The following is a 23,761-nucleotide window of genomic DNA, read 5'->3' on the forward strand; positions in this document are numbered from 1 at the left end:
GGCCGATCCGCCGCCCTCCCGTACGTTTCTCCAGCTCAGACGTCCCCCTGCTGTTCGCTGCGGACCGCCTCCTCCGCCGCCGTCTGGGCCGCCTGCACCTCCGCCGCCACCTCCTCGGCCGGACGGCGCACGACGGTGCCGCCGTGCCGCAGGGCGATCGCGTCGACGGCGTCGGGGCTGTGCTCGCGCAGCTCGGCGATCAGCAGGCTGCCGCCCTCGGTGAGCCCGCGGCTGTAGACCATCAGCCCCTCGGCGGCGTCCTGGAAGTGCTGGATCTCGGCCGCGCCGCCCAGCATGGTGCCCGCCGTCCAGCCGAGGAAGACGCCGATCGGACCTCCGATCAGCCCGACCAGGCCGCCGACAAGCCCGCCGGCCACCGTCGTCGCGCCGGCCCCGCGCACCCAGCTCTCGGGCACGTCGAGCAGCCCGTCCGCCGACCGTTCCAGCACCGCCGCCTGGCGGACCCCGTGCAGCTCCTTCACCTCCTCGTACGCGGCGCGGACGCTCGCCTGGTCACGGAAGGTGACGAACAGCATGGTGTGGGACTCCGGCATCGGACGGCCTCTCGACGTGCCTGGCAGTACACCGAGCACCCTAGGGTCTGTCCGCGACCGGTGCGACACGATCGATCGGGTGCGTCCGCACCGTAGTGATCAAGGCCCTGCGCGCCCGACAATCGGATCATGTCGCTGCGAGCCGCCTTCTCCGACCCTGTCCGGTACGGCGCACTGGCCGCGGGCACGCTCCCCGTGCTCTCCTTCCCACCGCTCGACCTGGAGGCGCTGGCCTGGGTCGCGCTGGTGCCGGGGCTGCTGCTGATGCAGCGCGCGCCCAGCGCCCGGGAGGCCGGTGTGCGCGGCTGGTGGTTCGGCGCCGGATTCGTGCTGGCCGCGATGTACTGGCTGGTCCCCACCGTCGGCCCGGGCCTGCTGCTGATCGCGGCGCTGTTCGGCGCGCTGCAGGGCGGGGTGGGCCTCGCGGTCTGGACGCTGCTGCGCCCGCCGCTCACGCCGGGGCGGGCCGCGGCGGCGCTGGCGGTGATCCCGTCCGCCTGGGTGGTCAGCGAGTTCGCGCGCTCCTGGCAGGCGCTCGGCGGGCCGTGGGCGCTGCTCGGGGCCACCCAGTGGCGCCATCCCACGGTGCTCGCGCTGGCCTCGCTCGGCGGGGTCTGGCTGCTCAGCGCCGCCGTGGTGGCGGTCAACACCGGTGTGCTGATCATCCTGCTGGCCGACCGCACGGCGGTACGGGCCGTCGGCGCGGTCAGCGGCGCGCTGGTCCTGCTGGCCGGACCGGCGCTCTTCGCGCTGCGCGCCGGGCCCAGCCCGGTCCGCACCGAGACCGTCGCCCTGGTGCAGCCCGGCATCGTCGCGGACCCCGCCGCCCGGCTGGACGCCTCCGCCAGGATCACCGCCGACCTGACCGCCGGCCATCCGGATCTGATCGTCTGGGGCGAGAGCAGCGTCGGCACCGACCTGGCCCGCGACCCGGCCACCCTGGGCCGGCTGCGCGCGCTGTCCGCCGACGCCGGCGCGCAACTGATCGTCAACGAGGACGCCCGCAAGGCCGACGGGCACATCTCCAAGGACGCCGTGCTGATCGGCCCCGACGGCATCCGGGCGCGCTACGCCAAGATGCGCCTGGTGCCGTTCGGGGAGTACATCCCGCTGCGCCCGCTGCTCGGCTGGATCGCCGGGATCAGCCGGGCGGCCGGTGAGAACCGCACCCCAGGCGCCGACTTCCACCTGCTGCACCCCACCGACCAGGCCGGTCGCCCGCTGCCGCTCGGGGTGCTGATCTGCTTCGAGTCGGCCTTCCCGGACATGGCCCGCACCGCGGCCGACCAGGGCGCCCAGCTGATCGTCTACCAGTCGGCGACCTCCAGCTTCCAGCACACCTCGGCCCCCGACCAGCACGCCTCGCTGGCCGCACTGCGCGCCGCCGAGACCGGGCGCCCGGTCGTCCAGGCGGCGCTGAGCGGCGTCTCGGTGGCCTTCGACGCCCAGGGCCGCCAACTCGCCCGCTACGGCACCGGGCGCACCGGCGCCCTCACCGTCCGGCTGGCGCTGCCCGACCCGCGCTGGCGCACCTGGTACGACCGGCTGGGCGACGTCGTGCCGTGGACAGCCGTCCTGGTCAGCGCGTGCGCTGCGGCCTGCGCGCGACACCCGGGCCGGCGCCTGCCCGGCGGGCCGGCCGACGACCGGGCGCCGAGAAGGCGTCAGCTCCTGCGCGCCCGGCTGGGCTGAACCCGCGGCGGCTCGCCCGGCGCCTTCGGGTGGTCGGGCGGGTACGGCAGCTCCCCGAGCCCCTCGTCGTGGGCCTGACGCGCCGCCAGCTCCAGCACCGACCCCAGGCCGAAGGCGTGCTCGGCCAGCTCGGCGTAGGGATCGCCGAGCGCGGCCAGCCGCGGCGGCACGGTGCGCAGCGTGAAGTCCTGCGGCCCGGCGTCGTCCAGCTCCTCCCAGCCCAGCGGCGTCGAGACGGTGGCCTCAGGCCTGGCCCGCAGCGAGTAGGCGGAGGCGATGGTGCGGTCGCGGGCCATCTGGTTGTAGTCGACGAAGACCTTCTCGCCGCGCTCCTCCTTCCACCAGGCGGTGGTGACGGCCTGCGGCAGCCGCCGCTCCAGCTCCCGGCCGAGCGCGATCGCGCACCCGCGCACCTCGGGGTACGTCCAGTCCGGCCGGATCGGGACGTAGACGTGCAGGCCGCGGCCGCCGGAGGTCTTGGGCCAGCCGCGCAGGCCGTGCTCGCCGAGCACCGCGCGCAGCTCGTGGGCCGCCCGGACGGCGTCGCGGAAGTCGGTGCCGGGCTGCGGGTCGAGGTCCAGGCGCAGCTCGTCGGGGCGGTCGGTGTCGGCGCGGCGGACCGGCCAGGGGTGGAAGGTCAGGCAGCCGAGGTTGGCCGCCCACAGGACGGCGGCCGGCTCGGTCGGGCAGATCTCGTCGGCGAAGCGGCCGCTGGGGAAGGCGATCCGCGCGGTGGGGATCCAGTCCGGCAGGTTCTTGGGCGCCCGCTTCTGGTAGAAGAACTCGCCTTCGACGCCGTCCGGGAACCGCTGCAGGGTGGTCGGCCGCTCCCGCAGCCCGCGCAGCGCCGCCTCCGCGACGGCCTGGTAGTACTGGGCGACGTCCAACTTGGTGAACCCCGGCACGGGGTAGTACACCTTGCCCGGGTTCGAGATCCGTACGGCCCGCCCGCCGACCTCCAGCTCCACCACTTCAGCCATGCATCCACCGTAGGCGCGAGCCCGGCGGGCGGCGCGGCGTGCGGCGCCGCACCATCGGAGCATGGACCTCCCTCTGATGCCGCCGGTCGAGCCGATGCTGGCCAAGGCGGTGGACGACATCCCCGCGGGCATGCAGTACGAGGCCAAGTGGGACGGCTTCCGCGCGCTCGTCTTCCGTGACGGCGAGGCGGTGGAGCTGGCCAGCCGGACCGGCAAGTCGCTGACCCGCTACTTCCCCGAGCTGGTGGAGGTGCTGCGCGCCGAGCTGCCCGAACGGTGCGTGCTGGACGGCGAGATCGTGATCGCGCACGACGGGCGGCTGCACTTCGAGGAGCTGCAGGAGCGGATCCACCCGGCGGCCTCCCGGGTGCGCACGCTGGCCGAACGCACCCCCGCCTCGTACATCGCCTTCGACCTGCTGGCGCTCGGCGACGCCTCGCTGGCCGACCAGCCGCTGGCCGCCCGGCGCGCCGCGCTGGAGGCGGCCCTGGCCACGGCGCGCCCGCCCGTGCACACCGCCCCGGCGACCACCGACCGGGAGCTCGCCCGGAGCTGGTTCACCCGCTTCGAGGGCGCCGGACTGGACGGGATCGTGGCGAAACCACTCGACCAGCCGTACCGGCCCGGAGTGCGCTCGATGTTCAAGATCAAGCACGGCCGGACCGCCGACTGCGTGGTGGCCGGCTACCGCGAGCACAAGGACGGCTCCGGCGCCGGCTCGCTGCTGCTGGGCCTGTACGACGCGGCGGGCGTACTGCAGCACGTCGGCGTCTGCTCCTCGTTCACCGCGGCCCGCCGGCGTGAGCTGACCGAGGAGCTGGCCCCGCTGCGGATGGCCGATCCGGGCGGGCACCCGTGGGCGGCCTGGACCGAGGAGGCCGCGCACGAGAGCGCCCGGCTGCCCGGCGCGCCCAGCCGCTGGAGCGGCGGCAAGGACGCCTCGTGGGTGCCGCTGCGCCCGGAGCTGGTCTGCGAGGTCGCCTACGACCACATGGAGGGCACCCGGTTCCGGCACACCACCCGGTTCCGGCGCTGGCGCCCGGACCGGACCCCGCAGAGCTGCGACTACCGCCAGCTGGAGGAGCCGGTCGGCTACGACCTGGCTCAGCTGCTCGGCAGCTAGGGCGCGGATTTGGCACCATCGTTACCAGGGGGCATGACCGATGAGGTGAGCGCGGATGTCCAACGACGCGATCGTGCTGCTCAAGGAGGACCGCAAGGAGATCCTCCGGCTTTTCGGGGCCTACCGGGCATATCTGGCACAGCGGGACGCCGGCGGCGCCGACCACGCGGCCGGGGCCGACCTCGCCGACCGGATCGTGCACCTCCTCACCGTCCACACGTATCTGGAGGACGAGGTGCTGTACCCGCGGCTGCGGGCCCTGCTGAGCGACCCCGAGCACGAGGTGCTGCGCAGCTACCAGCAGCACCGCACCGCGGACCAGCTCTGCGAGGAGCTCTCCGCCCAGCCGCCGGACGGCGAGCCGCCCGAGGTCCGCGCGGCGCGCGACGCCCGGATCGTCGAGCTGATCGACACCGTCAGCCGGCGCATCGAGGAGGAGGAGCGCGAGTGGTTCCCGCTGGTCCGGGGCGCGGTGAGCCGCAAGGCGCTCCAGGACATCGGCACCCAGCTGCTCGCGGTCCGCGAGACGGCCCCTCGCCCGTCTTCGAGCCCCAGCGGTTTCCAGGACTCCCCCGGGGGCACCCGGTAGACGAGGACGATCGGCACCGAGGAGGCACAGCCATGCGAATCTCCGACTTCCCGCCCGGCACTCATCAGGGGATCGCGGCCGGCGACCTCATGGGCGACCGCCTGCTGCACGAGCTGGAGCAGCTGCACCGGACCAGGCACGAGACCTTCCTGTACGGCTCCGACGACGCCCTGCGGCGGCACACCGAGCGGACCGCGGAGCTGGAGGCCGAGTACATCCGGCGCTTCCCGATCCGGATGGTGACGGCCGGACGCACCCGGGCCGGCGCCCGTGCCCGGGAGGCCGCCGCCCGGGCCGAAGCGGCCCCGCACTGAGGCGGCGCGCGATGACGCCCGAGACCACCACCCGGCTGCAGCGCGAGGTGCTGCGGCTCTACAACGAGGCGCTCGCCTCGTTCGGCCGCCGGGTGCACCTGGTGGCCGCCAACCAGTGGTCGGTGCCCACGCCGTGCGTCGCCTGGTCGGTGTACGACCTGGTCAACCACCTGACCGCCGAACAACTGTGGGTACCCGAACTGCTGATGGGCGCGACCCTGACCGAGGTGGGCGACCGTTTCCACGGCGACGTGCTGGGCGGCGGGCTGAGCCGGCCGGCGGACGGCTGGACGGCCGCCGCCAACGCGGCCCGCGAGGCCTTCGCCGTGCCGGGCGCGCTCGACCGGACCGTCCACCTCGCGCGCGGCGACCGCAGCGGGCTCGACTACTGCGCGGAGCTGATCCTGGACACCACCGTGCACACCTGGGACCTGGCCCGGGCCACCGGCGGTGACACCCATCTGGCGCCCGAGCTGGTGGAGTTCGCCCTGCACGAGGCGAACCGACTCGCAGAGCACCCGGCCGGCACCGGCCGCTTCGGCCCGGCCCTCACCTCGGCCCCCGACGCCGACCCGCAGACCCGCCTGCTGGCCCTGCTCGGCCGCGACGTCGGCACCTGCTCCGAGGTCGACCCGGAGTTCACCTGGTAGACCCCCGCCCAGTTACAACGACGGTGGCCCCGCCGCCCGACAGCTCTGTCGGGCGGCGGGGCCACCGCTTCGGTCATGGCCTGGCTTGCGCAGGCCGGGGCGATCAGTGGATCGGGGTGACCTGCGGGTCGAGGGCACCTACCTGGTTGTCACTCAAGGCGTAGTTCCAGACCTGGACATCGCTGACCTTGCCGGGGAAGAAGCCGGTCTGGACACCGTTGACCTGGCCCGAGCCGATGGTGAGGGTGCCGTTGGCGGACCAGGGGGTGACGCCGAACTCGCTGGCGAAGATCCCCATACCGTCGTCGTAGAGTTCGGCGGTCTTGGTGGTGGCGTTGTAGCTGACGACCACGTTGGTCCAGTCACCCGGGACGAGGCCGTTGTTGGTGGCGAAGCAGGCGGGCGTTCCCACCACGGTGGCGTTAGCCGTGTCACTGGAGGTGAAGTCGAAGCAGTAGGCCCCCTGGGTCACGTCGTACTGGATGGCGAAGCTGGCGGCCTGGCTCCCGTTCTGAGCGACGATGGTGGCGTTCGAGGTCGGCGTGGAGCTGAGGTTGACCCAGGCGGACACGGTGAAGCTGCCGCTTGTGTTGACGACAGGTCCGCTGCTGGCGGCGTAGCCGCTGGTCCCGTCGAGGTTGAGGACGGTGCCGGTGCCCTGGGTGGGGTCGGCGACCCAACTGGCGCCGCCGTTGAGTGTGACGGGGTTCTGGCCCACGGCGGGGTTGGCGGCCAGGTAGGCGTTGCCGGTGTTGGAGGCTGTGTCAGTCCCGGTGGGGCTGGAGTTCCCATCGTTCAGAGGCCAGGTGTCCTGTGCTCCGAGGACGCCGGAGGCGATCGCGCCGTAGCCGGAACTGTTGAGGTTCGCGTTGTCGGTGTCGAAGGCTGCGTTCGGGGTGAGCTTGACCTCGCCGATGTTGGTGGTGTCGGGGGTGCCGAGGAGCTGGTCCGGGTCGATGTAGTTGAGAGCGGGGGTGCTCCACGGGGCCAGACCGAGGGGGTAGCTGTTGAGCCAGGTGTTGATGGTGGTGCGGTACTTGTCGATGCTGCTGGTGCACGGGTCGTTGGCACCGGTGGCGCCATCACCGGCGTAGCCGTCGCAGGGAGTGAGGCCGACGGCGATGACGTTGACGCCCGAGGCCTGGAGATAGGTCAGCAGCTGGGTGTAGCCGTTGCCGGTGAGGTTGTCGGAGCTCTGGCCGTGCAGGATGTCCTCAAGGCCCTGCTGCAGGACGACTGCGTTCAGTCCGGGTTGGTCGAGAATGTCGCGGTCGATGCGGGAGAGCGCCGATGCGTTGACAGTTCCGGCCGGAGTGTCCGTCATGATCTGGTTCGCCTGGATGCCCTCGTCGACCGTGCCGTAGGGGTTGGTGGTGGAGGGGCTGGCCTGTGCCAGGTCTGCGGCCAGGTGGACGGCGGCGGTCGCGGTGACCTGGGTCGTGTTGGGCTGTCCGGGGTCGACCAGGCCGTCGCCCAGGACGGCCTGAGTGGGCACGCCGGTGGTGGTGACGTCGACATCGGTGAGGAAGTCGGTGTAGGCCGACCCGGCTGTGGCACCGGCGACGGAGAAGGCGGTGTCGGCGGTGTCGGCGGCGTGGTCACCGGACCCGGGTGCGGAGATGAACCCGTAGGAGGTGTTGGAGGCCGGGTTCATCGGCATGTAGGACATCGTGTTGGTGACGTCGAAGGAGACCAGCAGGAACTGCTGTGCCTGGACGTTGAAGGGCAGCGGATCGCTGTAGACCATGCCGCCTTCCGGCACCGTCACACCCTGGCTCCCCCCGAACTTCAGGTCCGTGGTGGCACCGCCCGGGACAGCGGCGGAGACGAAGGTGTTGGCGGCGGCGACGGTGGCGTGTCCGATCACCAGGGGGTACATGCCCATCGCGTTGTCGAGCTTGATGCGCACGGTATTGCCGGACATCGACGGCGTGATCTCCGTACGGAACGTCTGGTTGCCGTTGCTCTGACCGGCGACGATCGTGTAGTCGGCCACCGTCGGGCTGCCCCAGGCGCCGGTCCAGGACTGGCCGTTGGGTGCGGCCGCGGTGGCGCCGTTCGCCTCGGCAGTGCCGGTGGTGGTGTTGCGGGTGGACAGTCCGAAGATGTGCAGGCCCTGGATACCTGCCTGGTTCCCCACGTCGGGCAGGGTAACCGAGGCGACGGTCTTGCCGCGGGTCAGCGGGATCGAGAACGGGTAGATCTTCGGGCTCGCCGCGACCTGCCCGGACGGCCTGTTCTCGTGCGGAAGGCTCATCGCCGCCAGCGAGACGGGTCCGGTGATCCAGTCCGGGGCAACGAGGGAGTAGGGCTGGGTGGAGTTGTCGGTGTACTTGATCACGCCGCTGGCAGGGCAGTACGCCGACGGGTTGGTGGAGTCGAAGCAGTACGTGCCCGACACTCCGGTGCCGGCCGGCACGTAGGGTGCCGCCTCGTTATTGACGGCGCCTGGGGCCGCGAGGTTCGCGTTGGTGGAGGTCGCCAGGAACATCAGCGCGCTGCCGCTACTGGCAGGAGCCGCGGCGTTGACGGTGATGGTCTGGTTGGCGGCCAGCACATTGTCCAGCTGGCCGCTGCCGAACGCGGGAAGGGTGAAGGGCGCCCCGTTGACGGTGACCTTGCCGCCGGAGGTCCAGCCGGCGTTGGCCAGGTCGGTGGCGGAGAAGCTGGAGAATCCGTCCGCCGCGCCGCCGCTCATGTTCGCGTCGGCACTGATCGCGGTGTTGTTGAAGCAGGCCGCAAGGCTGGCGCAGGTGGTGTTGGCGTGACCGGCGGCCATGAAGCGGTAGGCGTTCATGCCTGACAGGTCGTTGGCAGAGTCAACGGCGGCGACCCACAGCGTGTGCGGACCCGCCGACTGCGGCGTGACGCTGACGCTGGCCGCGTTGTTGGTGGCCGCGATCGTCTGGTTGGCCGGCGTGTTGCTGGTGGCGGGCTGCTGGTCGAGGCCGTAGATGAACTTCGCCGCAGCCGCACCAGTGGTGGAGCCGTTGATGACGAACGTCGCGTTGGTACCGGCGGGGGCTCCGGTCTTGCCGCCCTTGTCGGTGTTGGGGTAGGTGGGGTTGGGTTGGACGGTGGGGTTGTCCGGGCCGGTGGGCTCGGCGGTGAAGTGGCAGACCGGGGACCAGCCGGACCAGGCCTCACCGTCGGTGACCTGGGTCTGCCAGTCGACGGTCTTGCCGTTGCTCAGCGAGGAGATGAAGGAGGAGGGCAGGGAGTAAGCCGCCGTGCTGCCGTTGGCGAGATTGTCACCGGACAGGCCGCTGGCGCTGGTGGAGGAACCATCCACCCAGTACTTGAAGTTGGCCTGCAGCGCGTCGCCGTCGGGGTCGGAGATGTGGGCGTTCAGGACGGGGGTGTTGGAGGCGATGGTCTTGCCGATGTACGGGTACGGAGTGCTGGTGGCGCAGCCCGCGTTGTCCGCTCCGGTGACGGCCGAAAGGTCGCTGGCGCCGGGGGTGTTGGGGTGCAGGTTGTAGAAGATCTGCAGGCTCGGGTTGTCGGAGAACCGGGAGAAGCCCAGGTCGTTCCGGGAGGACTCGTAGGAGTCCTCGGTCAGGGCCGCGGTGAACTGGCCCCAGTGCCCGGACGCGGACTGCGCGATCGGGGACGTGACGTCCAGCCCGTGGGTGACCGAGCCGTTACCCGGGCAGAAGTTGGCGTTGTAGGAGGGGCCGAACTGGGCGCTGGAGATATCACCGCCATAGCCGGGCTGGTTGTTCCAGTCCGTACCAGAGCCGATGCCGCCCGCCCAGTGCAGGGAGACGGTCGGATTCTCACTGCAGGACGCGGAGTAGACCTTGGTGGCATTCACCGTCGCGGAGCTGATGTCCGCTCCCCAGATCACCGTCGGCAGCGACCACTGGTAGAAGGTCCGCATGATGCCCTGACACGTGCTCCAGCCGTTGACGCCGACACCGAGCTGCCCGCCGTCGCCGGCGGAGCCGGTGTTGTTGAAGAGTGAGCTGCCGTTGCAGGGCGAGCCCTGCTTCACCTCGTCGAAGGCGGGTGAATTAGCCGACGCGGGGTGCCAGTTGAACGTCGGGTCGATGAACTCGGGGAACGCCGCAGCGGCGTTGGTGAGGAACTTGGCGTCGGGGATCAGGGTCAGCGAGTGGGCATCGGCCTTGGTGGCGACGACGGCGATGCGGGCGGCGGCGCCGGGATGGGCGGCATCCGAGGCATCGGGGGCGACCTTGGCAGTCACCGCCTGACTCTGAGTCAGGGCGCCTGCGCGCGCCGCGCTCTTGGCCTGCGGAGCAGCGGCGGCGGGCAGGGTCGTGTTGGAGTCCCACATCATCGGCGTGGCCGACTCCAGCACCGCGCCGTCCGCGCCGCCGGTGACCGCGACCCCGTCCTGCGCCTTGGCGGCGGCCAGCTTGCCACCGGCCACCTGCGCGGCCAGTTTGAGCCCGGCCAGCGCCGGATTCTTCGCGGCCTGAGCGTTCTTGACGACCAGTACGTCACTGAAGCCGCCGCTCACGGTGGCCGACACCGTCAGGTCGACGCCCGGCAGGACCTCCGCGTACGTCGCCGTGCCGCCGCTGACAGTCGGCGTCGGCAGCGCGGTCGGCCAGGAGACCGAGTAGCTGGCGCCACCGGAGGACGTCACCGCCAGCGGAGCCCTACCGCCACCGGAGAACCGCACCGAGCCGTACGCGGTCGCCACCGGCGACAGCATGCCGTCCGCGCCCTTGCGCAGCGTCGTGTCGACGGGCTTCCAGACGCCCGACTCCTTCGTCCGCACCGGCTTCGGACTACCCGTCAGCGCGAACCCGCCCTTGGGCTGCGCCACCACCTGCTGGCTCTCGGTGGTCAGCGCGTCCACCACGACCGGCTTGCCGCTCGTGTGCGCCTGGGCGGCAGCGGCGACCATGGCCGCCTTCTCCGCCACCGTGGGCCCCTGCCCGCTCTCCATCGCGGACAGATTGGTCGGCTGCTCGGGGGTGGGTGCCGAGGGCGGCGCGGGCACTGCGGGCGCCGTATGGCGGGTAGGCGCTCCTGCGGGCGAGCCCGGGGTGGCGGCGAACGCGGCCGGAGCCGCGCCGAGCACGGTGGCGGCGAGTACTCCCGCGGCCACGAATGCTGTCGCCTTTTTACCAACCGGAGAATATCCGATCTTTTTAGTGCTTTTGCTGGACACGAAATCCTCTTTGCTAGATATTTGCAAAGCCCCTGCTGCGACGGGTCGCAGTAGCGGCAGGTCGAGACACTACGGTGCCGGTAAATCAGGGGGCAAGGTGCGTCCGATATGGCACCATCTGGCGCGATTGTCGCCAAAACCAGCAGGTCAGCGAGGGTATGAGGTGACCCCTGACGCCTTGTCACCCTTAGGGCCAAAAGTCCACTTGACCGCATTTGCTGGCTGGCTGAATAGATCTGCGAGGGCGACTCGGAAATTGTTTTCCCGACTTCTCTTCTCTGATACCGTCGCGCCCTGACTGGCATGATCATCGGGCATTGTGATGGCGAGGGGCGGGGACTGTGGTATTCGGCATGGGCCGGACCGGGAAACGCGATACAGCGACGTGGGCGGGAAGTCTGCGTGGATCGGCGCGTGCCTCCCTGGTCGCTCTGGTGGCGGGTGCGTTGACGGCTGGGAGCGTGGTGGCGGCGCCGGTGGCTTTGGCCGCCGGGGTGCATCCGGCGCCAGCTGTGGCGCACGACAAGTCGATACCGGTGGCGGCGGTGAAGGACCACTACCAGCAGCCGAAACCGATGCCGAAGTGGCAGCCGACGAAGACCGTCTGGCCGTCGGGCAGTGCGGCCGCGGTGCTAGCGGCCCCAGGGGCCAAGGCGAGTGCTGCGGTGCAGGCCGGTTCGCTGCCGGTGCGGGTGGGGCAGGCGGTGGGGCGTGCGCAGGGGGTTCCGTTGAGCCCGTCCGCGCTGGCGGCTGCCTCGCCGTCGAGTGTGCAGGTGACGGTGGCGCCGCGTGCGGCTGCTTCGGCTGCCGGGGTGAACGGCGTTTTGTGGTCGGTGCAACGCGGTGACGCCGGGGCGGTGTCGGGGGCGGCGCATGTGGCGCTGTCGTACGGTCAGTTCCAGGACGCCTTCGGTGGCGACTGGGCCTCGCGGCTGTCGCTGGTGGAGTTGCCGGCGTGTGCGCTGACGACACCGAGTGTGGCCACGTGCCGTGTGGAGACGCCGGTCGCTTTCCACAACGACGTCAAGGGCCAGAGTCTGGAGGCGGACCTCGCGGTCCCACCGGCCGCCACGCAGACCACCGCGCAGAGCGGTAAGGCGGCGGGGGCGAGCGCGTTCGCGGTCAGGGCGGCGGCGGCGCCGATGGTGCTGGCGGCAGCCGCGAGCGGCTCGGGTTCGGGCGGGGGCGGCGGTGATTTCACGGCCACCAGCCTGAAGCCGTCCGGCTCCTGGCAGGCCGGCGGGTCCGCGGACGCGTTCAACTGGTCCTACCAGCTGCCCACCCCCGCGGTGCCGGGCGGGCTGGAGCCGAAGCTGGGCCTGTCCTACGACTCGCAGGGCGTGGACGGGCTGACGTCCTCCACGAACAACCAGGCCTCACTGGTGGGTGACGGCTGGCAGCTGCCGCAGTCCTTCATCGAGCGGTCCTACGCCTCGTGCAGCCAGAACCCGGCCGGCCCCACCCAGACCGGCGACAACTGCTGGTCCAACAGCAACACCCTCACCCTGTCGTTCGATGGCAACACCACCACCCTCATCAAGGACGACACCACCGGCACCTACCGCGCCCAAGGCGACTCGGGCGACCGCATCGACTACTTGACCGGTGCCGCGAACGGCGCGCAGGGCGGGGAGTACTTCCGGGTCACGACGACCGACGGCACGCAGTACTACTTCGGTATGAACCAGCTGCCGGGCTGGGTGTCGGGCAACGCGGCGACGAACTCGGTGTGGACCGAACCGGTGTACGCCACCGCCGCAGGGCAGCCCTGCTACAACGCGACCTTCGCCAACTCCTCCTGCCAGCAGGCCTACCGGTGGAACCTCGACTACGTCGTGGACACCCACCAGGACGCGGTCTCGTACTTCTACACCACCGAGCAGGGCTCCTACGCGCCCGACCTCACCACCACCGCCAGCGCCTCCTACACCCGCGGCGGCTACCTCTCCAAGATCCAGTACGGCCAGCGGGCCGGCCAGGTCTACGCCACCCAGCCCGCCGGCCAGGTGTCCTTCACCGTCAACGGGCGCTGCAACACCTCCCCCACCGGCTGCGACCCCTCGACGCTGAACAGTTCGACGGCGGCGAACTTCCCCGACGTCCCCTACGACCTGAACTGCGCCAGTGGCGCGGCCTGCCAGACGCAGTCGCCGACGTTCTGGTCCCAGGAGGAGCTGACCGGGGTGCAGACCTCGGCGCTGGTCGGCTCCACGCTCACCCCCGTCGACTCCTGGGCGATGACGTACTCCTTCCCCGCCACCGGTGACTCCACCACGCCCTCGCTGTGGCTGAACTCCATCACCCACACCGGCCAGGACACCAGCGCAGGCGGTTCGAGCAGCGCCATCACCATGCCGCCGGTGGTCTTCACCGGCCGGCCGCTGTCGAATCGGGTGAATGTCACCAACGGCTACCCGCCGCTCACCCGCCAGCGCCTGACCGGCATCACCACCGAGACCGGCGAGAACATCACGGTCGGCTACTCCAGCGCGGCCTGCGCCGGCGGCACGCCCTCGGACGCCTCGCAGAACGGCTCGCTCTGCTTCCCGGACTACTGGACACCCACCGGGCAGACCACGCCGATGCTGGACTGGTTCAACAAGTTCATCGTCACCGCCGTCACCGAGCAGGACCCCACCGGCGGCTCCGCCAACGACACCGTGGTCACCAGCTACACCCCGGTCGGCAACCCCGCCTGGCACTACAACGACAACCCGCTCACCCCCACCGCCCAGCGCACCTGGGACCAGTGGCGCGGCTACCAGGGCATGACCGTCTCCACCGGCACCGCCCCCGACCCGGTCACCCGCACCCAGTACACCTACTTCCGGGGCATGAACGGCGACACCCTGCCGAACTCCGGCACCCGCACCGCCACCGTCTCCGACTCCCGCGGCGACCCGGCCGTCACCGACTCCGACCAGTTCGCCGGATCGACGTACGAGACGCAGGAGTTCAACGGCTCCGCCACCGTCACCGACACCATCACCGACCCCTGGACGTCGCCAGCCACCGCCACCCACACCCTGACCGGCGGACTGCCCGCCCAGCAGGCGTTCCTGACCGGCACCGCCGACACCAAGACCTACACCCCACTCGCCGCAGGCACCACCCGCACCACCGAGACCGACTACACCCACGACGCCTACGGCCGCGTCACCGCCACCAACGACCAGGGCGACACCTCCACCACCACCGACGACCTCTGCACCACCGTCAGCTACGCCGACAACACCACCGCCTGGATCCTCGACAAGACCGCCGAATCCAAGACCGTCTCCGTCAACTGCACCACCACCCCCACCCTGCCCGCCAACGCGGTCAGCGACGACCTCACCTTCTACGACTCCTCCACCACCCTCGGCGCCCCGCCCACCATCGGCGACGCGACCATGACCCAGCACGCGACGTCCTACACCGGCTCGACCCCCGTCTACACGACCATGCAGACCACCACCGTCGACCAGTACGGCCGACCCACCGCCGCCTACGACGCACTGGCCCGTAAGACCGCCACCGCCTACACCCCGGCCACCGGCGCCGAACCCACCTCGGTCGCGGTCACCGACCCGCTCAGCCACACCACCACCACCAGCTACGACCCGCTGCGCGACCTGCCGCTCGTCAAGACCGACCCGGCCGGCTACGTCACCACCCAGCAGTACGACGCACTGGGCCGCCTCACCGCCGTCTACCAGCCCGGCCAGAGCGCACCCAGCCCACCCAACCTCAAGTACACCTACACCGTCTCCAACAGCGGCCCCTCCGTCGTCGACACCTACACCCTCAACGACGACGACTCCTACCGCCTGACCGAAGCCCTCTACGACGCGATGCTGCGGTCCCGTGAGACGCAGACGCAGACCGTGGATGGCGGGCGGACCATCACCGACACGATGTACAACACCGACGGCTGGCAGTCCGAGACCACCGACCCGTACTACAACTCCGGTGCCGTCTCGACCACTTACGTGCAGGCGCAGGTCGGCCAGGTCCCCTCCGAGACCGGCTACAGCTACGACCAGGCCGGACGCAAGACCGCCGCCATCGCCTACGCGCTGGGCACCCAGACCTGGCAGACCACCACCAGCTACGGCGGCAACTTCACCACCACCGTCCCCCCGGCCGGCCAGACCCCCACCACCGTCGTCACCGACGCACGCGGCCAGCAGACCGACCTGATCCAGTACAAGACCGGCATGCCGACCGACTACGTCAACGACCCGGCCGCCGACTACACCGACACCAAGTACACCTACACCCCCGCTGGCAAGCAGGCCACCGAGACCGACCCGGCCGGCAACACCTGGTCGTGGAACTACGACCTGCTCGGCCAGCAGACCGACGCCTACGACCCCGACACCGGCCACGGCCAGAGCACCTACGACGCCGCCGGACAGCTCACCGCCTCGACCGACGCGCGCGGCAAGCAGACCACGTACACCTACGACCTCGACGGCCGCAAGACCGCCAGTTACGACACCAGCACCACCCAGACGCTCTCCGCCTCCAACAAGCTGGCCGCCTGGACGTACGACACGCTGAAGAAGGGCCTGCCCACCGCCACCACCTCCTACTCGAACGGCGACACCTACACCAATACCGTCCTGGCCTACAACAACCTCGGCAAACCCGCCGCCAACCGCATCAACCTCACCGGCGAGGGCACCGCCCTGGTCCCCACCGCCGGATACATCACCAGCTACGGCTACAGCCTCACCGGCCGCCTCACCAACCAGAACGACCCCGCAGAGGGCGGCCTGCCCGCCGAGAACCTGTCCTACCAGTACGACCAGTTCGGTGAGCCCACCACGATGAGCTCCGGCAGCGGCGACTACGTCCGCGCGGTGGGCTACGACGAGTACGGCCAGCCCGTGCAGTACTCCTTCGGCACCTCCGGCAACTTCGCCACCGCCAGCTACACCTACGACCCGCAGACCCGCGACATCACCGACATCCAGACCAGCGCCTCCACCGTCTCCGGCACCATCGACGACCTCAGCTACAGCTACACCAACGCCACTGTCTCCAAGGGCGCCGGCCTGCTCGTCTCCACCACCGACAAGCAGAACGCCGACACCACCACCGACACCCAGTGCTTCAGTTACGACTACGCCGCCCGCGCCCAGCAGGCCTGGACCGCCACCGACAACTGCACCGCCACCCCCAGCACCGGCAGCAGCGCCACCGTCGGCGGCCCCATCGCCCCCTACTGGCAGTCCTGGACCTACGACGCGGCCGGTAACCGCACCACCCAGACCGACCACGACACCACCGGCAACACCACCAACGACACCACCACCACCTACCAGTACCCCACCGCCGGATCCAGCACCGACCAGCCCCACACCCTGACCAACACCACCGCCACCGGCCCCGGCGCCACCGCCAACACCGCCACCTACACCTACGACGCGGCCGGCAACACCAGCACCATCAACGGCGGCGCCCTCGGCAACCAGACCCTCACCTGGAACAACCAGGGCAAACTCGCCAGCGACACCACCGCCGCAGGCCTCACCACCTACGTCTACGACGCCGACGGCAACCAGCTCCTGCGCCGCGACCCCGCCAGCACCACCCTCTACGCCGGCGACACCCAACTCGTCCTGACCGGAACCACCGTCACCGGCACCCGCTCCTACACCATCGGCGGCAAGACCACCGCGCTGCGCACCAGCAGCAACACCGTCGACTACCTCGCCCCCGACCGCCAGGGCACCGACCAACTCACCATCGACGCCACCACCCAAGCCGTCACCCGCCGCCAATACCTCCCCTTCGGCCAAACCCGCGGCACCACCCCCACCACCTGGCCCGGCGACAACGGCTACATCAACGGCCACAACGACACCACCACCGGCCTCGAAACCCTCGGCGCCCGCGTCTACGATCCCGTCTCCGGCCGCTTCCTCAGCAACGACTCCGACTTCCAAGCCAACGACCCAACTCAAGTTAACGGCTACGACTATGCCGGCAACGATCCGGTAACTGGCGCAGACCCGACAGGGTTGTCGCGCGATCCGGACTTGGGAGACAGGGTTCTGAGCGATGGCGAGAACGCGACAGACGAAGATCTGATCGCTGCGGCTAAAGTTGACGGCACAGAATACAAGCCAGTCAGCTCGTGGAAGGGGCGATCTGCCGATATCCTGAGGCGCGACCAGAGTGCGGACGGAACGTGGGACTGCTGGCGCTGCGGCTACAATTTCTCTGATCCGAAGGATGTCGCAGCCGGCCATCGGAACTATCCTCGTTCCAAGGGTGGGAACCTGTCCGATAAGAACCTGTGTGCAGAAGGCTGGGCATGTAATAGCAGTGCACAGGACCGTGGGCGACCCTCTCCCGGAATGTCATGTCGGGAGAGGTATGCTTGTGGTAGCCCCAACCCGCCGTCCCAGCGCAGGCTAAACCGCAATCAAAACTGGTTGGACCGACAAGCCGCCAGGGATGCGGCGGCAGGCTCAGACGCCGGTTCGATCAGCATTCGAGGTGCTTTCGGAATGCTAGGTGTCGCCGTGGCAGTCGGATTTGCCGCTAAAGACGTCGAAGACGCACCGCAAGGCCAAAAGGTCAAAACTGCAGTCAATGACTCGGCGGGTATTGCAGGAGGCCTTGCGGGAGCCGCCTACGGTGCTGAGGCAGGGGCTGCCATTGGCACCATGGTTCCGGTGGTCGGAACCCTTGTCGGAGGAATAGTCGGAGGAATAGTCGGCGGCTTGATAGGCAGCAACATCGCCTCCTCTGCAGTTAGAGGAATTGAAGACTGGTTCTGAGCACAAGTCTGGTGCCAGACAGGCCAAATGCCAGGCATGCTATAGACTCGAAATCGCCCGAGTTGCCACGGAATGATTTGACCGTCTCCATGTCTAAGATATTTTCAATTAACATCGGCTTCCTAGCGAAGAACTCAAACTGATTGCACCGAGCGTGGGCTGGTCGCGGCGGCAGACGCAACCGTGACTAGCCCCGTTCGGGCCCTAGCTGCCCTCTCGAGCCCTAGTAGAGGAGGCACCGGGGCATCGAGGCATCGACAGGAGGATCGACAAGGTTGACATGACCGTGCGAAGCTCAGTTCCGGAAGCCACGCAGCTACTGGGGGGATCGTCAGTTGGATCAGATGCCAGCTCTTCCCTACGCTGCATCCTCGGCAGCTGCCAGCGCCTGGAGCCGACCCCGGGTGGTCTCGGACCGTTTCGATAGCTTCACACTGAACCGCTACCGCAGGGTTGCGTGTTTGGCGACAGTACCCAGTCACGCCAAGGTTGTCCTCCAGGCCGTAAGCTCCACAGCGAGCCGACTGAGTCCAGGCGTCAGAATTAATTAGTTTGTCGTATATAGGAAAACAGCCGACAAGGGGATGAGATGGCCCATACGTATGCACGCGTAGTGGGATTTGGTGTGGCCGTTACGCCATTGCCACCGTTTTCTGCCGACCTTATAAAGAGCCCTGCGGGGACGGTGGACATTGAGGTCGTCAGGCATTTGCGCGATGGATCTGAGCGGCGTGCCGTTTTCAGTGGTTCCGACGATGGCTCGACGGTGCCAGCTGGTGCCGATTCCGCGATTCCGGTCGCCGACGTGCTGCCTGTGCCGTACCAATCGCACTGGCTGATCCAGACCTCTCAGTATTCGATTCCCTGGCCGACTGGTTTTACGCTTGAATCTCCTCCTCCGGGTGAGAGTCCGCCATTCCTGCTTTGGGGTCAGGAGTCAGAGCTGATCTTCATCCAGGGCCCTGTATCCGGCGATGAGCTCGCACCATTGTATAGCTTGGCCACGCCCGGTCAGACTGTTGTATCTCACGCATCGACTCCGGAAATGGAATCTGTAGAATTTGCATACCAGCACGAAGGGGTGGCATGGCGTCAGATTCTTGTGAAAACAGCACATGCCGCAGGTGCCTTTGTCGTAGTAACGGGCCAGGCGCCGGCTAGTCGATCGGAGTGGATGGGCAAGGCGGTTGCGGAGATGGCCAGCGGGCTGCTGGTCGATAACTAGAATAGAATTGAGGGGTTGTGCCGACTATGAAGACCATGATTGACGTGGCGAAATTCCTGCCGGCTGCGGATGCGCTCAGACGGATCTGCGTGGCTCTATCCGTGTTGGATATCATCGTTAGCGCACCAGATCCCCTCAGGCAGGACTACGCTTTCGAGCAAGAGTGGGCCCTGGGGATCGATATCGCAACGATGGAAAATGGTGGAGGGGACGGCTATCTAGTTGCCTTCGGTCCGTATGGCGTAATAATCTTGGGATTTGATCACGAATCTGAAATGAGCCCGTACTCATCTACGCCAGTAGCGCCCTGGCCGGGCATGCTGGAGTTTATTCCAGAGGCATATTCGGAGATCCTCGCCGACCTGCCAGAGTTTCTGCACGATGGCGTTCCGCTCGTAACGTGCTGTGCGTGGCTGCCAGCAGGCGAGGCGAAGTGGAGAACGGGCGATATCGGCTTCCCGTCAGATTCTGGCGACACTTGCCCGGATGGCTCAGTCATGCTGTTCGGCTTCCTAACGGACCCGGATCCGTCGGCCTATGTGGAAACCCTTTCGGTCAGTTCCCCGCCCTTGGCCATCGACGCAGTCGGCAAAATCCTGCAGCTAGCCAGGATTACACCAGAAATGGTCGTGGCGCTGAACCCTGAGTGCTCACTTGAAGCGGTAGTCGATGAGATCGCAGCAACTGGCTACCCCACTTCGTGAAACAATCTGTAAGTCCTGCCTATTTCATGGCCGATGTACTAGCTAGAAGCTACTGAACTTAATCAGGTGATGTCGGGTTGTTCGCCGGACAGCGCGCAGGTGGCTTCGGTAGTCCTGGTGGGGTGAGATATCCGCAGGGTGGTGGCTTGACTGACGCTGAGAGGGCCGCGCGGGAGCGGGTCCGGCTGCGGGCCGTGGCGTGCTTCGAGGGCGGGGAGAAGAATCGGGCGATCGCTGCTTTGTTGCGGGTCTCGGAGCGGTCGGTGGAACGCTGGCGGCGCCAGTGGCGCGAGGAGGACCTGGCCGGGGTGGCGTCGAAGGGGTCGCCCGGCCGGCCTCGACTGTCGGACATACAGATAGCCAGACTGGAGCGGGAGTTGGAGCGCGGCCCGCTGGCCCACGGGTGGACCGACCAGCGGTGGACGCTGGCCCGGGTGAAGACGATGATCGGCCGCCTGTTCCACGTGTCGTACACCGTGGAGGGGACGTGGCGGCTGCTGAGGCGGCACGGCTGGTCCTGGCAGAAGCCCGCCCGACGTGCGATCGAGCGCGATGACAGCGCGGTGGAGCTGTGGAAGCGGGAGGTCTGGCCGCGGGTAAGAGCACCGCGGTGGTGAACAATGCCTGGGTGGTCTTCGAGGATGAAGCCGGCCAGTCGATGACGCCGCCGCGCGCCAGGACTTGGGGCCGCCAAGGCAGTACCCCGGTCGTCCATGTGCGCGGACGTGGTTCGGGCCGAGTCTCCATGGCGGGGATGACCTGCTACAAACCCGGCGAGCGGTCCCGCCTGATTTACGCGATCCGCGAGTACCGGGGCCGCAAGGACGAACCGAAGGGCTTCGGCTGGAAGGACTAGCGCGACCTGGTCCTCCGCGCCCGCGCACAGCTCGGCGGCCCGATCGTCCTCGTGTGGGACTACCTGCGCATGCACCTGGTCGCGCCGCTGCGGGAGTTCTTCGAGGCCAACACCGACTGGCTCACCGTGTTCCAACTGCCGACATATGCCCCGGACCTCAATCCGCAGGAGGGCGTCTGGTCGCTGGTCAAATGCGACATCGGCAACCTGGCCGCCGCCGACCTCAGCCAGGTCACCCGCGCGGTGAAACGCAAACTCAAGATGCTCCAGTATCGGCCGGAGGTCATCGACGGCTGTCTCGCCGGCACTGGCCTGAGCATGGATCTGGCCCCTGACCGTTGCGGTGATGCAAATGCCCGACCGCTGACGGCGCCAGGTGTGGCAGCATCATCGCCATGTCTCTGCTGACCTGGGACTACGACCGTGATCTGTTCTGCCTCAGCGAGGCCCGCATGCTTCCGGGCGGAGCCTCTTCTATGCCTGCTTCACCGGCTCCAGGGCCGACCGCCGTGACAGTGCTTGCCTACGCACCCGAGGAGGAGAAGCCGGCAGAGGTCTACTTCGACGCAACGCAAACGCTGCCGTTCGCCGTCCTCCAGCGCTTCGTGACGCTCGTCGCCTCACGCCTGGCAAGCACAGGATCGTAGAGCAGCCGTCCTGGCAGCACGGCGAGACCCTGGGCCGACATCACGAGTTGAAGCTCAGTAGCTAGGGCACCGACCAACTCGCCGTCGACTCCATCACCGAGGCCATCACCCCGGAAACGGTCGCCTTGGGGCATCGGGACTTCTTTCTCAGTCCTTGTGCTGCACAGCACCCGCAAGACACCACATCCGCACGGCCAGCGTGCACTCAGGAGACACGGGGGCTCCGGTCCGGCCGCGACCAGGGCCCAGACCGTCCGGCGGCTCGCGTCATGCCATCGCGTTGTGCCAGCTCACCACACCACCCGGTCGGAGTGACGCCAGCTCAGTCATGTACCGTCTCACGGTCTTGAGGTACTGCATCGGTCGCGCTTCGAAGCGCTGGACCGGCTTGCCTCAGGATCAGCACCTACCACGTTCCCAGGGAGCAACGCTCAGTGCACCGATCTCTTCGCAGGACGCTTCCGGCGCTCGCAGCCGCCGGTATAGCCATCGCCGCTCCGCTCCTCACCATCACCCCCGCCCAGGCCGAGGCTTCGGGCCCGTGCTCGTCGGTCGGCATCGAGTACTCGACCGACGGCGGCCAGAGCTGGACGCAGTCGCACTCGAACGACGGCGGCCAGACCTGGTCGCAGGCAGGCCATCTGCACGACATGGCCACGAAGTTCGTCGTCCGCCTCACGGGCGAGACGTCCGACGGGTGCGAGTACCCGATCTCGCTCGCCTCGTACAGCACCGAGGGATCAAGCTGGGCAACCTCCGGCAACCAGACCTTCCTCGGCTGGGACACCACGACGCTCGACAACAAGAACCCGAAGGCGACGCTCGACGTCAGCAGCAACACGCCCAAGTGCTACGGCCAGATCGACCTCTACGGCACGGGCGTCAAGCACGACGGCATCGCCGGGCCGCTGCCCAAGTACCCCAACGCGGTGTTCCCGCACGCTCTGATCACCGCGTGGAACGGCGGCACCGCCTGCACGTCGACCCCGTCCTCCCCGCCGCCGGTGAACCCGACCAAGCCTGCGCCGGCCGGCCCGAAGACCACGCCGCCCGCATCGCCGTCGGCGTCGGCGTCGGCGTCGGCTTCCACCGTGGCAACCGCGCCGACGGCTAGCCCGAGCACCCCGGCCTCCACCACCACGAAGGGCCTGGCCTTCACCGGCACCAACGGCTCGGCGCTGGCCGAGGTCGCGGCCGGAGCGGCCGGTCTGCTGGTGCTCGGCGCCGGCTCGGTCGTCTTCGCTCGCCGCCGGTCCGCCAAGAGCTGACCCGCAGCACCCCGCACCACCCCCGTACCACCCCGCAGCCACCGGCTCTCCGCCGGTGGCTGCGGGTTTTGTGCGGGCCGTCTCAGGTCGTGTAGCCGGAGTTGAGCTCCACATAGCCGGGCGTCAGGTCGCAGCCGTAGACGGTGAACTCCCCGTCCGCCAGGCCGAGATCGATCCGGATCAGCACCTGCGGCGCGGACAGCTCCAGCCGCGCGGCCGCCAGCAGCTGCTCGGTCGGCTCGGTCGGGAACATCTCCAGGTCGCCGTAGTGGATGGTGGTCCTGCGCGGGTCGAGATCGGTGTCGTCGTCCAGCTTGCCGATCGCCATCGCCACCCGGCCCCAGTTCGGGTCGGCGCCGTAGACGGAGGTCTTCACCAGCGGTGAGTTGACCACCGCCTTGCCCACCCGCTTGGCCTGCGCCGTGTCCCGGGCCCCGGTCACCCGCACCTCGATGAGCTTGGAGGCTCCCTCGCCGTCGGAGGCGATGTCGCGCACCAGGGTCAGCGCCGCCTCGTGGAGCACCTCCTCGAAGCGGGCCGGATCCACCGGCCCGGCCAGGCCGTTGGCGAAGACCGCGGCGCTGTCGCTGGTGGAGGTGTCGGTGTCGATGCTCAGCGCGTTGAACGTGCGGTCCATCACCCGGCGGAACAGCGCGTCCAGTTCACCGGCCGGCAGCTCGGCGTCGGTGAAGAAGAAGGTCAGCAGGGTGGCCATGTTCGGCTCGATCATCCCGACGCCCTTGGCGATCCCGACCAGCACCGCGTCCCCGCAGGTCAGCCGGACGCACTTGGAGCGGGTGTCGGTGGTCATGATGGCGCGGGCGGCGGCCTCGAAGTCGGCTGCCGGGGCCGGCTCCTGGAGGTCGGCGATGCCGGCTCGGATCGACTCGATCGGATAGGGCCGCCCGATCACCCCGGTCGAGCCGATCACCAGCTGCTCGGCGGCGAGGCCGGCCCGCCGCGCCACCAGCCGGCGCACCTCCTCGGCGTGCCGGGCACCGTCAGGTCCGGTGGCCACATTGGCATTACGAGAGATCACTATCATCCCGCGAGCATCCTGACGTCCTGCATCGGTGCGACTCAGTACGACGCTGGGCCCGGCAAACCGGGACTTGGTGAAGACGGCGGCCGACACCGCCGGAACCTCCGAGAAGACCGCAGCGAAGTCGTCCTCGCGATCCTTGAGGCCCATATTCGCCGTCCAGGAACGAAACCCCTTCGGTACTGGCAGCTCCAT

Annotated in this window: 17 protein-coding genes; 13 read left to right on the top strand and 4 right to left on the bottom strand. The window is 68.9% G+C overall.

Annotated elements, in window-relative coordinates; translation table 11 throughout:
- Positions 1–35: 35 nt before the first annotated feature.
- The gene (locus P3T34_RS05855; RefSeq protein WP_280664915.1) at positions 36–554 is read right to left on the bottom strand and encodes a histidine kinase; all 519 of its coding nucleotides are present in this window, start codon (positions 552–554) and stop codon (positions 36–38) included.
- 129 nt (positions 555–683) lie between these two features.
- On the opposite strand from P3T34_RS05855, the gene lnt reads away from it, so the two are divergent.
- On the top strand, positions 684–2,246 hold the full coding sequence (gene lnt, locus P3T34_RS05860) for an apolipoprotein N-acyltransferase (RefSeq protein ID WP_280664916.1): 1,563 nt from the start codon (positions 684–686) through the stop codon (positions 2,244–2,246).
- Here the strand turns inward: lnt and ligD are convergent.
- Positions 2,219–3,226 (bottom strand): non-homologous end-joining DNA ligase, encoded by a 1,008-nt coding sequence (gene ligD / locus P3T34_RS05865; protein ID WP_280664917.1) that lies wholly within the window; start codon positions 3,224–3,226, stop codon positions 2,219–2,221. The two genes, lnt and ligD, sit on opposite strands and share 28 nt — an antisense overlap.
- 61 nt (positions 3,227–3,287) lie before the next feature.
- Between ligD and P3T34_RS05870 the strand changes: the two genes are divergently transcribed.
- Genes P3T34_RS05870 through P3T34_RS05885 form a run of 4 tightly spaced genes read left to right on the top strand, consistent with a single transcriptional unit; the run spans position 3,288 to position 5,902 of the window.
- Complete coding sequence (locus P3T34_RS05870) at positions 3,288–4,349, top strand: ATP-dependent DNA ligase (RefSeq protein WP_280664918.1); 1,062 nt, start codon at positions 3,288–3,290, stop codon at positions 4,347–4,349.
- A 55-nt stretch (positions 4,350–4,404) separates the two neighbouring features.
- Positions 4,405–4,938, top strand: a complete 534-nt coding sequence (locus P3T34_RS05875; RefSeq protein WP_280664919.1) for a hemerythrin domain-containing protein — start codon at positions 4,405–4,407, stop codon at positions 4,936–4,938.
- A gap of 32 nt (positions 4,939–4,970) precedes the next feature.
- Positions 4,971–5,252: a DUF6158 family protein gene (locus P3T34_RS05880; protein WP_280664920.1), complete on the top strand. Its 282-nt coding sequence runs from the start codon at positions 4,971–4,973 to the stop codon at positions 5,250–5,252.
- A gap of 11 nt (positions 5,253–5,263) precedes the next feature.
- On the top strand, positions 5,264–5,902 hold the full coding sequence (locus P3T34_RS05885; protein WP_280664921.1) for a TIGR03086 family metal-binding protein: 639 nt from the start codon (positions 5,264–5,266) through the stop codon (positions 5,900–5,902).
- Positions 5,903–6,005: 103 nt separating this feature from the next.
- Here P3T34_RS05885 and P3T34_RS05890 read toward each other — a convergent pair whose 3' ends face one another.
- Positions 6,006–10,985 (bottom strand): LamG-like jellyroll fold domain-containing protein, encoded by a 4,980-nt coding sequence (locus P3T34_RS05890; RefSeq protein WP_280664922.1) that lies wholly within the window; start codon positions 10,983–10,985, stop codon positions 6,006–6,008.
- A gap of 575 nt (positions 10,986–11,560) precedes the next feature.
- Between P3T34_RS05890 and P3T34_RS05895 the strand changes: the two genes are divergently transcribed.
- The 8 genes from P3T34_RS05895 to P3T34_RS05925 all read left to right on the top strand — a co-directional run bounded on the left by P3T34_RS05895 (position 11,561) and on the right by P3T34_RS05925 (position 22,524).
- On the top strand, positions 11,561–17,824 hold the full coding sequence (locus P3T34_RS05895; protein ID WP_280664923.1) for an RHS repeat-associated core domain-containing protein: 6,264 nt from the start codon (positions 11,561–11,563) through the stop codon (positions 17,822–17,824).
- A 589-nt stretch (positions 17,825–18,413) separates the two neighbouring features.
- Positions 18,414–19,049: a hypothetical protein gene (locus P3T34_RS05900; RefSeq protein WP_280664924.1), complete on the top strand. Its 636-nt coding sequence runs from the start codon at positions 18,414–18,416 to the stop codon at positions 19,047–19,049.
- 26 nt (positions 19,050–19,075) lie between these two features.
- Complete coding sequence (locus tag P3T34_RS05905; protein WP_280664925.1) at positions 19,076–19,753, top strand: hypothetical protein; 678 nt, start codon at positions 19,076–19,078, stop codon at positions 19,751–19,753.
- 122 nt (positions 19,754–19,875) lie between these two features.
- Positions 19,876–20,370: a winged helix-turn-helix domain-containing protein gene (locus tag P3T34_RS05910; protein WP_280664926.1), complete on the top strand. Its 495-nt coding sequence runs from the start codon at positions 19,876–19,878 to the stop codon at positions 20,368–20,370.
- Complete coding sequence (locus P3T34_RS39865; RefSeq protein ID WP_348534635.1) at positions 20,364–20,609, top strand: hypothetical protein; 246 nt, start codon at positions 20,364–20,366, stop codon at positions 20,607–20,609. The genes P3T34_RS05910 and P3T34_RS39865 overlap by 7 nt, the downstream gene beginning before the upstream one ends.
- A gap of 51 nt (positions 20,610–20,660) precedes the next feature.
- The gene (locus P3T34_RS39870) at positions 20,661–21,017 is read left to right on the top strand and encodes a transposase (protein ID WP_348534636.1); all 357 of its coding nucleotides are present in this window, start codon (positions 20,661–20,663) and stop codon (positions 21,015–21,017) included.
- On the top strand, positions 21,005–21,256 hold the full coding sequence (locus P3T34_RS05920) for a hypothetical protein (protein WP_280664927.1): 252 nt from the start codon (positions 21,005–21,007) through the stop codon (positions 21,254–21,256). Before P3T34_RS39870 ends, P3T34_RS05920 begins: the two co-directional genes overlap by 13 nt.
- Positions 21,257–21,690: 434 nt before the next feature.
- Positions 21,691–22,524 (top strand): hypothetical protein, encoded by an 834-nt coding sequence (locus tag P3T34_RS05925; protein ID WP_280664928.1) that lies wholly within the window; start codon positions 21,691–21,693, stop codon positions 22,522–22,524.
- A gap of 82 nt (positions 22,525–22,606) precedes the next feature.
- Here the strand turns inward: P3T34_RS05925 and argJ are convergent, their stop codons facing one another.
- Positions 22,607–23,761: a bifunctional glutamate N-acetyltransferase/amino-acid acetyltransferase ArgJ gene (argJ, locus tag P3T34_RS05930; protein WP_280664929.1), complete on the bottom strand. Its 1,155-nt coding sequence runs from the start codon at positions 23,759–23,761 to the stop codon at positions 22,607–22,609.

Origin of the sequence: Kitasatospora sp. MAP12-44 (assembly GCF_029892095.1) — a bacterium.
Lineage (GTDB): Bacteria > Actinomycetota > Actinomycetes > Streptomycetales > Streptomycetaceae > Kitasatospora.